The 12,170-nt window shown below is 41.6% G+C and carries 9 protein-coding genes, 1 tRNA gene and 3 pseudogenes; 6 read left to right on the top strand and 7 right to left on the bottom strand.

What is annotated here, in order from left to right:
• Position 1: 1 nt before the first annotated feature.
• The 4 genes from narH to RXX31_RS03865 all read left to right on the top strand — a co-directional run bounded on the left by narH (position 2) and on the right by RXX31_RS03865 (position 3,490).
• Positions 2–1,540: a nitrate reductase subunit beta gene (gene narH, locus RXX31_RS03880; protein ID WP_317587784.1), complete on the top strand. Its 1,539-nt coding sequence runs from the start codon at positions 2–4 to the stop codon at positions 1,538–1,540.
• Positions 1,540–2,262 carry a nitrate reductase molybdenum cofactor assembly chaperone gene (gene narJ, locus RXX31_RS03875; protein WP_317587783.1) on the top strand — a complete coding sequence of 241 codons (723 nt, stop codon included), beginning with the start codon at positions 1,540–1,542 and terminating at the stop codon, positions 2,260–2,262. The genes narH and narJ overlap by 1 nt, the downstream gene beginning before the upstream one ends.
• Entirely contained in the window at positions 2,259–2,936 is a 678-nt protein-coding gene (gene narI / locus RXX31_RS03870) for a respiratory nitrate reductase subunit gamma (RefSeq protein ID WP_065298438.1), read from the top strand. The genes narJ and narI overlap by 4 nt, the downstream gene beginning before the upstream one ends.
• A gap of 107 nt (positions 2,937–3,043) precedes the next feature.
• The gene (locus RXX31_RS03865; RefSeq protein WP_317587782.1) at positions 3,044–3,490 is read left to right on the top strand and encodes a hypothetical protein; all 447 of its coding nucleotides are present in this window, start codon (positions 3,044–3,046) and stop codon (positions 3,488–3,490) included.
• Between the two features lie 213 nt (positions 3,491–3,703).
• On the opposite strand, the pseudogene RXX31_RS03860 reads toward RXX31_RS03865, so the two are convergent.
• The 3 genes and pseudogenes from RXX31_RS03860 to RXX31_RS03850 form a co-directional block, all read right to left on the bottom strand.
• Positions 3,704–3,919 (bottom strand): annotated as a pseudogene (locus RXX31_RS03860) (hypothetical protein); the annotation flags it as partial.
• An 84-nt stretch (positions 3,920–4,003) separates the two neighbouring features.
• Positions 4,004–4,300, bottom strand: a pseudogene (locus RXX31_RS03855) (HipA N-terminal domain-containing protein); the annotation flags it as partial.
• A 534-nt stretch (positions 4,301–4,834) separates the two neighbouring features.
• Entirely contained in the window at positions 4,835–5,719 is an 885-nt protein-coding gene (locus RXX31_RS03850) for a LysR family transcriptional regulator (protein WP_317587781.1), read from the bottom strand.
• A gap of 117 nt (positions 5,720–5,836) precedes the next feature.
• Between RXX31_RS03850 and RXX31_RS03845 the strand changes: the two genes are divergently transcribed.
• Positions 5,837–6,508 carry a type 1 glutamine amidotransferase domain-containing protein gene (locus RXX31_RS03845; protein WP_317587780.1) on the top strand — a complete coding sequence of 224 codons (672 nt, stop codon included), beginning with the start codon at positions 5,837–5,839 and terminating at the stop codon, positions 6,506–6,508.
• Positions 6,509–6,844: 336 nt separating this feature from the next.
• On the opposite strand, the gene RXX31_RS03840 is transcribed toward RXX31_RS03845, so the two are convergent.
• Both RXX31_RS03840 and RXX31_RS03835 read right to left on the bottom strand, forming a co-directional pair.
• Entirely contained in the window at positions 6,845–7,426 is a 582-nt protein-coding gene (locus RXX31_RS03840; protein ID WP_317587779.1) for a YqaA family protein, read from the bottom strand.
• 421 nt (positions 7,427–7,847) lie between these two features.
• Positions 7,848–8,768 (bottom strand): LysR family transcriptional regulator, encoded by a 921-nt coding sequence (locus RXX31_RS03835; RefSeq protein WP_317587778.1) that lies wholly within the window; start codon positions 8,766–8,768, stop codon positions 7,848–7,850.
• Between the two features lie 133 nt (positions 8,769–8,901).
• On the opposite strand from RXX31_RS03835, the gene RXX31_RS03830 reads away from it, so the two are divergent.
• The gene (locus RXX31_RS03830; protein WP_317587777.1) at positions 8,902–10,233 is read left to right on the top strand and encodes a DUF1254 domain-containing protein; all 1,332 of its coding nucleotides are present in this window, start codon (positions 8,902–8,904) and stop codon (positions 10,231–10,233) included.
• 539 nt (positions 10,234–10,772) lie between these two features.
• Here RXX31_RS03830 and RXX31_RS03825 read toward each other — a convergent pair.
• Positions 10,773–11,915, bottom strand: a pseudogene (locus tag RXX31_RS03825) (IS4 family transposase); the annotation flags it as partial.
• Positions 11,916–11,976: 61 nt separating this feature from the next.
• Positions 11,977–12,057, bottom strand: a tRNA-Leu gene (locus tag RXX31_RS03820).
• Positions 12,058–12,170: the final 113 nt, after the last annotated feature.

Genomic DNA, 12,170 nt, shown 5'->3' with positions numbered 1-12,170 from the left:
TATGAAAATTCGTTCACAAGTCGGCATGGTATTGAACCTTGATAAATGCATCGGATGTCATACCTGTTCAGTCACCTGTAAAAACGTTTGGACTAGTCGCGAAGGCATGGAATACGCGTGGTTTAATAATGTCGAAAGTAAACCTGGGACAGGGTATCCAAGTGATTGGGAAAACCAAGATAAGTGGAAAGGAGGATGGATTCGAAATATTAAAGGAAAGCTCGAGCCAAAAATGGGCAATAAAATTGGCGTTATGGCGAAGCTGTTTAATAACCCAGATATGCCTACTATAGATGATTACTATGAACCGTTCACTTTTGATTACGAGCATCTCCAAAATGCACCACAAAGCAAGCATCAACCGATTGCTCGTCCTCGCTCTCTGATCACTGGCCAGCGGATGGACAAAGTGGAAAAAGGGCCAAACTGGGAAGAAATTCTGGGTGGAGAATTCTCTAAACGTTCTGCTGATCAGAATTTCAACGACATGCAAAAGGAGATGTATGGTCAGTTTGAAAATACGTTCATGATGTATTTGCCTCGCTTATGTGAGCACTGTTTAAATCCTGCTTGTGTGGCGACTTGCCCAAGTGGTGCAATATATAAGCGGGAAGAAGACGGTATCGTATTGATTGACCAAGACAAATGTCGTGGATGGCGGATGTGTTTGACAGGGTGTCCATACAAAAAGATTTACTTCAACTGGAAGAGCGGTAAATCGGAAAAATGTATCTTCTGTTACCCAAGAATTGAGTCTGGTCAGCCTACTGTGTGTTCAGAAACCTGTGTCGGGCGCATTCGCTATTTAGGTGTGATTCTATACGATGCAGATAAGATAGAGCAGGCGGCGTCCGCGAAAGATTCGACGGATCTTTACCAAAACCAGCTAGATATATTTTTAGACCCGAATGACCCTGAAGTTATTGAAGAAGCACTTGAACAAGGTATTACGGAAAATGTACTAGAGGCCGCGCAGAAGTCACCCGTGTATAAAATGGCGATTGATTGGAAACTTGCGCTGCCTTTGCATCCAGAGTATCGCACCTTGCCAATGGTTTGGTATGTGCCACCTTTGTCACCAATTCAGTCTGCGGCAGATGCTGGATATGTGGGTAATATTGGTGTGCTTCCAGACATAGAGAGTTTAAGAATCCCTGTGCAGTACCTTGCAAATCTTCTGACTGCGGGAGATACCGCTCCCGTACTACGAGCATTAAAAAGAATGCTGGCAATGCGGCATTACAAACGCGCCGAAACGGTTGATGGGCAAACAGACATTAGTGCATTGGAACAGGTTGGGTTGACAGCACAACAAGCTGAAGAAATGTATCGCTATCTGGCAATCGCAAATTACGAAGATCGATTTGTCATTCCTTCAAGTCATCGAGAACTTGCGCGTGAAGCCTTTCCTGAAGCCAAAGGTTGTGGGTTCAGTTTTGGTAACGGATGCCATGGCGGAGATGATAGTCGAGTCAATCTATTCAATAGTCAACGCATCAATTCCATAGACATCACAGCTAAGACAACAGGAGATAAGTAATGGAACTGAAATCTCTCAGATTAATTTCGGCATTATTGGATTATCCGAACTGTGATATTTGGGATTATCCACATGAATTAATTCGTATAGTAAAACATTGCGAAGAATTAAGTCTCGATCAAAAGAAAACAGTGGTTAAATTTATTAACAAAATTTTAGCTTTGGACCTGATGGATGCACAATCTAATTATGTCGATTTGTTTGATCGAGGACGCTCACTATCTCTTCTTTTATTTGAACATGTGCATGGAGAATCTAGAGATAGAGGCCAGGCAATGATTGACTTGATGAGCCAATATGAAGAAGTTGGGTTGCATCTTAGCGGTGGTGAACTTCCTGATTATTTGCCTAGATATCTAGAATATGTGTCTCAATTGAATGCAAAACATGCCAAGGAAGGGCTAAAAAATATTGCTCCGATTTTAGCGCTTATTACTGAACGGTTAAAACAAAGAGACAGTTACTATTTTGAACTATTTAAAATATTGTTGGATTTATCGGAAGAGAATGTAGACGCTGAAGCTTTGCATCAACAAGTATCTAATGAAGATGATGACTATACACCAGAAGCCTTAGATGCCGTTTGGGAAGAAGAGCAAATCCGATTTTTAGGTGAAGAAGGATGCAATTCTGCGTTGCAACATCAGCATCAAAGACGATTTGTAAATAATGTTTCGCCGCAGTATTTAAACATTAGTGATATTAATGGAGTACAGCAATGAGTTTTTTAAATGGTTTCTTTTTTAATATCTATCCCTACATCGCTGGTTCCGTATTCTTGATCGGTAGTTGGGTAAGGTATGACTATGGCCAATACACCTGGCGTGCAGGGTCTAGTCAAATTCTAGACAATACCAATATGCGATTAGCTTCGGGGTTATTTCATGTCGGTATCATAGGCATATTACTTGGACATTTCTTTGGTATGTTAACCCCACACTGGGTCTATGAATCATTTCTGTCTTTAGCCGCAAAACAGTTAATTGCAATGATTGCTGGTGGTATTTTCGGCGTTATGACTATTATTGGAGGTGCACTGTTGCTGAGGCGACGCCTGACTAATGTTCGAGTGCGTGCAACATCATCTTTTGCCGACATCCTCATTCTTACACTGCTTGTCATTCAAGCATGTCTAGGTGTCTTGACGATTCCGTTTTCCGCACAACACTTGGATGGCAGTGAAATGATGAAGTTAGTTGGTTGGGCGCAAGATGTCGTGACATTGAAATCTGGTGCAGCAAGCAACTTAGATGGCGTGAGTTTTATATTTCGCATTCATATGATATTGGGAATGACGATATTTCTTATTTTTCCATTCTGTAGATTGGTTCATATTTGGAGCGTTCCATTTGAATATGTTTCAAGACGTTACCAGATAGTAAGAAGTAGAAGATAACACTAGTGAGCGAAGTGAGTACTGAATGTCTTTGTTTAGTACTCACTTTATTCTACAACGTATTTTTACGTTAATTTTATTATGGGTTTGAATTTTAAGGAAAATATATGGTTTATCATGTTTCAAGAAAATATCTTTTACATAAAATATTAGAGCCATTTTTTATTACATTTTTTTGGCCTTTTTCGATTTATTTAACTTCACAATTCGCTAACATTGGTATGAGTGAAGAATTAATTTATCAAATTAAAATATTTACTATAATTATATTTTTAATTACGATTGTTATCGCTATAATAAATATTTATTTTTTAAAAAAAACAGTGCTTGTTATAGACAAGAATGGAATAATTTATCGAGTTAGAGATAAGGTTACTAAATTTACATGGACTGATTTATCAAGGGTTAAAATTTATAAGTCTAGAAGAAAGATCATAAGTATTGTTCTGTTTCCTTACAGAAGTAAGTTGAGAGTATACTGTTTTGATAGGATGGATAATTTTATTAATGATATAGAAAGGCATGGAAAAAATAAAATTAATATTATTTATTGATTTATATTGGAGAACCATAATTTAAAATATATTTTATGGGAGCATTCGAATGGAAACGTGTGGGAAGTGTAGACATTTTTTCAGAGAAAAACTTACGGACGAGGAAATTTGTGAGGCATGGCAAAAGCCTACCCATATGAAGAGACAGGCTTGTTACTCATATATACCTAAAACAATTAAGATTAAATATATCAGAAATGATAAACAATAACACTATATTCTTTTGTTTCGGACAAGAGCACGTCTTACATTTTTACACATTTTTCCAAATGAATATATTTCGTCAAATGTAGGTGAAATTCCTCGGTTCAACTGGTGCTGCCAATATGATAATTCTGAATCGACAAGCTCCATTAACTTTTTAGGACAACCGATACAACTATTGTCTGTGCCACATTTAAATGTATCCTCGTTGTATAGGGGGAACTCATGTAAATTACGAACTGAAAGTGGCTCTAGCCGCGTTGAAGCAAGACCATTCTGTACTTCATTTTCTGGCAGCAATGAGAGTGAGCCAACGCAATCGCGACCGATTGCATGCAATAAGTCGAAGGTGTTTGTTGAGTCGGTGCTATAGCGACGTTGTATGTTCTTACGTGTTGAAGTTAGGTCGGGTAACAGATTATCAAAATAATTTGCGACAGGGTCACCTTTATGCGGTTGATGTTGAAGTGGAAGAGACAGCGAAATCGGGTAGGCATGCGGCTGATCTAACCATTTCTTATCGTAACAAAACTGCATTTGACCATCGGTAATCTTGGTTAGATGGCCAACTTTGGTGTTGTTGATGTGTGCTATTAATGAAGGCATTGGCATCTTTGACTCTCGATTAGAGCAGTAATTACTCAGATATCATATTATCGTACTAACAGTTGTTTGTACGACTCTTTTGGAGATACCAGTAATCCATGTAGGCTGAAATGTTTTAGTAGAGTTTTACTGTTGTCTTCTTGTAGTTGCAATACTATTTGATGCTCAGTAAGTGAGGGGGGTATTTCTATGTGTTCGGTTGAACTGTTGTAATTTTTTGTAAAAAATATGGTTGAATTCGAGCACAGTGCTCGATTTTTTGGTGTCGGATAGACAATCGCTAAGCACGCGCATGGCGACACAGTCATTACCAACAACATTGACTTCTGCAATTCATTTTTCTAACCCCAAGTTAGCGAGGCTAGTGTTGGCTTGTTTATGTCCATATCCCTATTAGTATGTGCGATACTAATAGATATCCTACCAACGAAGAGTGGGCGATCGCTCAACAGTCGGTAGAGCTGCTGTAGGATATAAAAGCAGAGATTTAAAAGCGAGCACCGTGCTCGCTTTTTTGGTTTATTATGAGATTTGTTATTCCTGCCATTCTGCAAAGTGGTCGAGTAGAAAATCGATGGCCAGCCTTGCTCTTAATGGTAGGAAATGACGGTTTTGATATACAATCCAACTGCTGCTGCCGCTTCCCCAGTAAGGCTCAAGAACGGGTACTAAACGACCTGATGTAATGGCATCGCTAAAGCTGCTTTTTGGTAGATACGCCACGCCTAACCCCTCTGTACAAGCTTGCAAAACGGTGTGGGTATTATTGCTTTTCCACCTTCCTTGAACTCTCACGCCATTTAAAGGCTTGCCATTCTTTTCAAACAACCACATATCTTTATTGGCGATAATACAACTGTGATGCTTAAGCTGCTCTGGGTGAGTCGGTAAACCATGCTCATCAATGTAGCTCTGACTGGCTGCCGCAGCCATAGGACGGTCTACAAGCTTTCTCGCAACCAACCCTGAATCGCTTAACCTCCCATAACGGATGGCAAAATCAAAACCATCTTCAATAAAGTTCACCATGCTGGTGTTGTAGTTTATTTCTACCGTAAGATTAGGGTGTTGTTTGGCGAATTCCATTAAAGCTGGCGCTACATAGTTTTCAGCAAACCCGCCAGCCGCACTCACTCGTAACGTACCGCTTAATTGAGTTTGTTGCGTGGTGAGTTGTTCATTAGCTTGTTGAAGCCCAATTACTAACTCTTTGCACTGCTGGTAATACGCTTGGCCAGCTTCCGTTAAGCTCACCATTCTTGTCGAACGTGCTAACAAGGCGACACCTAATCGCTGTTCTAACCTGGTGACTTGGCGGCTGACGTGACTGGTACTGCAACCCAATTGTTTTGCCGCCGCAGAGAACCCTTGGCTCTCTGCAACCGTAACAAACTCGTTGATGCCTTCAAAACTGTCCATAACCACCTTTGCTATATGGCAATAATGTTTTGCTGATATGGTATATTATCACTCATTTGCTTTGCAATTAGTATGTAGGTGTTCAAAAATTACAACTAAGCCAATAGGGAAACCATCATGAAGAAAGTACTCATTATTGTAACTAACCATGCGACGCTGGGTGAAACTGACCAAGCAAACGGAACTTACGCACCAGAGCTAACTCATGCACTTAGCGAACTACTTGCTGCTGGCTTCGACTACGACATTGCTTCGATTAAAGGTGGTCAGGCCCCACTATATGGCACTGATATCGAAGGTGATGCAGTAAATGCGAAAATCTTAGATAATGATGATTTCCAAAACCGTATCAACAATACGATTCCCGTGTCACAGATCAACGGCGACAGCTACGACGCAATTTTCTATCCAGGTGGCTTCGGTCTTCTTTCCGACCTGGCAAGCAATGAAGACTTCGCAAAAATCTCAGCAAAACATTATGAAGATGGCGGTATTGTCGCAGCCGTATGCCATGGTCCTGCTGCTCTTCTTCCTATCACACTAAGCAATGGTGACAAGTTGCTTGCGTCTAAGTCAGTGACAGGTTTCACTCGTGAAGAAGAGATCGATTTTGGCACCATCAATGACATCCCGTTCCTTTTGGAAGAGTCTTTGGCACGTAGTGCAGCTCGTTATTCTAAAGTTCAACCTTGGCAGGAGTTTGTGATTGTGGATGGTCGTGTTATCACAGGGCAGAACCCTACAAGCGCTCACGGGGTCGGTAAAGCTATCGTGGATCTATTGGTCTAAACGATAATTAGGACTTAAACCATATATCACTGCGGTAACAAGTCCGATAAGAATTTCCCTCCCACATCCACAGTTGGCACTTCTCGGCTCAGAAGTGTTGTCATTCGAGTTAGCTAACCTAGCTAACTCGAAAGTTCCCCAAGGTGTACCATCGTTAATTGAATCTGTTCTAGGATGCTTTGTCACATGACTTAGCTATTACTAATAGGTGTGACGTAACCAATATGCGGATTTTTCGCTGAGTCAATGCGAGTAATCGCCTCAGTTAGATTATATGTTTACTTAGATTGGTATGATTGCATCGAAAATGAAGCACCTTCAATGATGACGGGTATACTATCCACCACTTGTACTCAGGTACCAGAGTATTACCAATACCAGCGTTATTAGGCCTACTGTTGCAAGTTTATATTTTTTTATCAACTCCTCTGCTTTGTTACCGGCAACATACACTACCAACGCAATACCAAAGTACCTCATGGCACGAGATAGTCCCGCTGCGAGTAGAAACAAAGGGAGAGAAAAGTGAGTTGCTCCTGCCGCCAACATAGCAATTTGGAATGGGATGGGCGCTATGCCTAAAGTCATGATAAACCAGAAACCTTCGGTATTTATTTGCCGTATGACATTAACGAGGCGTTGCTCGGTTATCCAGTGTGCAACGATCCAATCTCTTAGTAGTTCGAAAGTGTAGTATCCCAGCGCATATCCGAATAGCGCGCCCAAAATACAGCCTAAAGTAGCCATTAACGCAATCTGCCAGAGCTTATCACGTCGTTCCTGCAACAGTGGAATAAGCAATGCTTCCAATGGAACGGGGACAATCGTGGATTCAAGAAAAGAGGCAGTGAAAACACCACCCAAAATATACTCAGACTCAATCAGATCTTTGGTTTTTCTTTTCAGTTTTTTAACCATGAAAACTTTATCCTTCAGAGTATTTGATGAAACTTATTCAGCCCCTAGAGGCATTATTAGGATAGACCGTACCAGCAAGCGCCGTTTGCTTCCGCCAAACCAACTACAGACTCTGGGTGCAAGTTAAAAATTTCCAGAACTGTAATTTCCCGGCCTAACGTGCGGTTAAATAAATTTCGATGGCTAATATAAGCTTGATATCGTTCCACTATTTGTTTCATTGACTGACAAAAACATCCAGCATTAGATATTAATTAATTGCTCACGATATGTGCGTAATGACTTTTCGTTCATGCCTAACTAAAAGACGTCTATCAAGTTGGTGGCTATTCAAGCAGCAGATCTTTTGTAAGTAATGTGCAGCTATTTTTGACCCTATTTGGTTTTAATCTAATGGATTAGAAGTCAATGGGTATAGTATTTATCGCGGCTGAATCCCCAGTGATAGCATCAATTGATTAATTATATCTTCTAGCCACTTTGTTAGTGGATCATTTCTCCACTTCACGCCATAGACGTAGCCAAAGTGGCCTTCCAACGTCGGCATATTAATGTCGATATCAATACTAGCGTAACGACTGCCTAGCTGTTTGATTAAGTGTTTTGAACAGGGGAAAAGAAGATCCCGTTTTTCTATCGCATCAAGAATTACACTGAGGTGCGTGGTGCGCAGCTGGATTCGTGGCTTGATATCGAATGGTTTGAGTAGCCTTGAAATGTGCTGTTCTTTTTCATTCCAGTCTTTGATGATGTGCACTGCAAAAGGATGCTGAGTGAAATCATCAAGCTTCATTGTCTTGTTTGCGAGAGGGTGGTTTGCACGGCAGACGATACCAAAATGATCTTTTCCTCCTTTTCTCTGCACAAAGTGCTTAGGCAGATCCATCGGGAAGTAGTTGATCCCAAACTGGATATCACCGCTGTCTATCTTGCTTACCGTTGTCTCCGTCCAGTCTTCAATTGTCAGGTTCATTAGCGGTGCTTTTTCTGACAACAATTGAGCAAGAGGTGCCGCAAACCACTGACCAATAGAGCTGTTCATCGCTATATGTACATCTTGCCTGAAGCTAGCCGGATCGAAATCTACAGTGGTCTCGACCAGTTCTTTGATTGAGTCAATAATCTCCGGTAGCTGGCTTTTTATGCGCTCCGCTTTGGGAGTCAGTGTCATCTGCCCACCGTTACGCACGAGTATATCGTCAGCTAATAACTCTCTGAGTTTTTTGAGCGAGCGGCTTATTGCAGGCTGGCTCGTGGCCAGTTTATCTGCAGTTACTGTGGTGCTTTGTGTTTCAAGTAATACTGCAAGAATTTTCAATAAGTTGTAATCAAAATTAATCATAAGTTAAAGGACTGGTCTGAAATAAATTTAGTATATCAAATTTGATATAATATGAATTTAATTAGGTTATTTTTAATATAGATACTGTCTCAGTATATTGTTTTCAACGAATTAAATATCAGGCAGGCTCCATATGAAAACGTCGATTAAATCCCTTACCGCTGCATTAGGTGTTACTTTACTTAGTACAAGTGCTTTTGCCGGTACCAGTACGGCTCCTCTTACACAAAGCGAGCAAGAGTTAGCAAAAAATGCCTACATTTATGCTTATTCAATTGATGAGGCGTACAAGTTCTTTCATCGAACAGTGGTAGAAAAAGACTACCCGTTAAACCGTTTCCAGAACATCCGTCATATTGCAGATGATACTTATACTGACCACGTAACGATTAACAACGATACTCTGCATGTAATGGGTTGGTTGGATGTGGCAGCAGAGCCTGTTATTGTCAGCGTTCCAGATATGGATGAAGGTCGTTACTGGATTTTGCATACCATGGACATGGGGCACTATACCAATGCTATGTTCGGTTCTCGTACTCGCGGCACCAAAGGCGGTCAGTTCATGTTTGCCTCTCAGTCTTGGCATGGTGAAGTACCTGATTCAGTTGATGAAGTTATTCGCGTCGAGAGTAACATCGTGAAGTTAATGGGTCGTATCATGGCTGTGGGTAAACAGGACGAAAAAGTCGCCCTGAACTACATGGATAAATGGACGCTGCGTACGCTATCTGCATATTTAGGTGAAAGCGGCCCTAAAGCGGTAGTTCGTAGCTATCCGGATGTGAAAAATACTTCATGGCTTGAGCGTGTAAACTTCATGCTTTGTGACGGCAGCATGGCAGAGGCTGATAAAATGTGGGTTGAGCAATACAAATCAATCGGCATTGAAGCTTGTAAATATGACTTCACTGACAAGCAGCTTGATCTTGCAAAAATAGGTGAAAAAGCGGGCATGGAACACTTGCAAGAACTCGCGCCTAAGATGGTGGATTCTCGTAAGCTGCTAGGCACACGTGATGATTTGGGTACTGGTGCCCGTGACGAGTTCGCAGAAGGTACTTTAATTGGTCAATGGGGCCTACCGCCAGCAGAAACAGGCTATCGTCAAGCGGTTACAGATTCAGACGGTGAGCTTTTGGATGGTTCTAAACACGATTATGTGATGCGATTTAAAGCGCCTAATGCGAGTGAATTCTGGTCGGTTACGGTTTACGCTAACGATACCCGTTTAATGGAACACAACTCGATGAATCGTCACAGCCGTGGTGATAGAACATTAACGCCTGATTCTGACGGTTATTATACCATCACGATGAGCGCTAATACTAAGGGTAACGAAGGTGACGCCAACTTCCTTCCAATCCCGAATAAGCCGTTCTACTCAATTTTGCGTCTTTACGGACCGGATGAAGAGATTCAAAGCGGTAAGTACCAAATGCCTGAAACAGTAAAAGTGAAGTAATTTCTCTTGTGATGAGTGCTCAACCTACTTGGTTGAGCACTTTTGTTTGTGCAGAACCGAAGCCCTTTTAAGGTACTTGAAGTAATCCGTATATCGCTAATTTACGTAGAAACTCTAACAAACTTTTATATGGAAACTTATCGAGCGTCCTTAGAGGACGACATTGTTGAAAGTCAGCAATACCGTATTCGTGCTGTGTTAGTTCCCAAACTAGGCAACCACGCTAAATCATCTGACATAGCAGTCGAGTTTATTAATGTGAATAAACTCAGCGAAGATGAACTAAAGAACTATGAGCAGGGTATCGCTTTTATTAAAGGTATCGAAAACCCATATAAGCTCAAGCTCTCTAAAGTCATGAGCTTAGTCCAAGATAAACTGCCAGTTTCAACATGCCTCTTCACACAAAGTGTTGGAAGTTTTTTGAAGCGCGACCTCGTGAAGACAAGGTCGGATTTAAGGGGGAATATAGTTCATTTGTCGTAATGCTTGTAAGTTAAGCATTATCTAACGTCTTTTAGGAGGCAGCGACAAGGCCTCTATTTTACTGCTCTCGGATAGGCCCGTTCTCGCCTTTCCGGCAGGATAAAGCTTTCCGACATGTCCAAGATATAGCTCATAACCTCTGGTATTCGTCCTGGGGCTACGGCGGGTAATAATTGAAGCTGTCCGATTAGGGAGAGTGAAGCTTGCTTAAAGCCGATTTGATAAGGCATGACTGATTTTTGGTTGTAAGCCATCTGGCACATCAAAAACCTCAATAAATTATAAGCGACCAGCATTCCCCAAAGCTCTTGAGTCACCAGTTCCGGTGTCTTACTTCTCAAGGTTAATTGATTTTGAAGCATGTACTGCTTCATTTCACGATACCCTAGTTCGATCTCCCAGCGGTGACTGTAAAGCTCTGCTATATCTGCACCTGGATATTTCATTGCATCTGTCATAGAAGTTAATAAACGAACTTCTTTTCCTTTGATGTTCTTTGTGATTAACCTTGCTTGGATTGTTTTAGGTGCGTCTGCCCACTTCTTTTGAGCTTGCGGCGATAACTTGAGCTCAACGAGCTCTTGCCCTCGACCTAGTTTGGCTATCACCGTGTACTGAGATCCTTTTCTTAGTGGGATGAGCCAGTGCTTTTCCTCCCCGCTTGCCCGCCACTTATGGAGTAACCCTAGCGCATAAAATCCTCGGTCAAAAATGGTCAAGCTATTCGATGGTGCGTGATAAATTAGGGGAACGGTAAGGTCTACTTCACTTTTAGATACAGAGTCGAAAGAGGCGCCATTAAGCAAGTGACTGGTTAGCTCCATGTGACAGACCATTCTCACTTGAGGGTAGTCAGATATTGTGGTTTTGTTACCAGTTCTACCAAAGTGTTCGTCATTATCTTTTGTGTATGGTGTTCTCCACACTACACCGTCAACGGCGTGAAGCGTCAGACCATGCCAGTTCGGATGAGGTGTCTTACTCTGCCATAATTGTTGAGTTTGGTTGAAGACAGTTCTCATCACATCTGAGCCCAAACGCTTTCGCGCTTGTATTACGGCACTTGGTGCAACGAAAGGTTTCTTACCCGGCAGGAGAATATCGAGTTGTGAAACCACTTTATCCATAGATAGATGGCGGTAAAGAGACATTCCTAATACGCTCCAAACCATCATTTCCATTGGCAGTCTTCTCTTGCAATCCGCTGCATAAGCCACTCTGCCAAAGCGCCTTACCGAATTTTATATTATGAAAAGATGGTGCCTCGGGCCGGACATGAACAGGCACAGCGCGAACGCCGAGGGATTTTAAATCCCTTGTGTCTACCAATTCTACCACCAGGACAACTCAATCATGCGATAGGTTAGACATCATCTTTATCAACGACCTTCGCCGTGAGAAAGAGGCGTCCTGTAACCGATTGAGATTCATCGTAAAAGTTATCTTTTTGA

The organism is Vibrio sp. EA2 (genome assembly GCF_033042495.1).
Taxonomy (GTDB): Bacteria; Pseudomonadota; Gammaproteobacteria; order Enterobacterales; family Vibrionaceae; genus Vibrio.
Note: the sequence above shows the minus strand (reverse complement) of the source record. Positions and strands in the feature narration are given on the sequence as shown.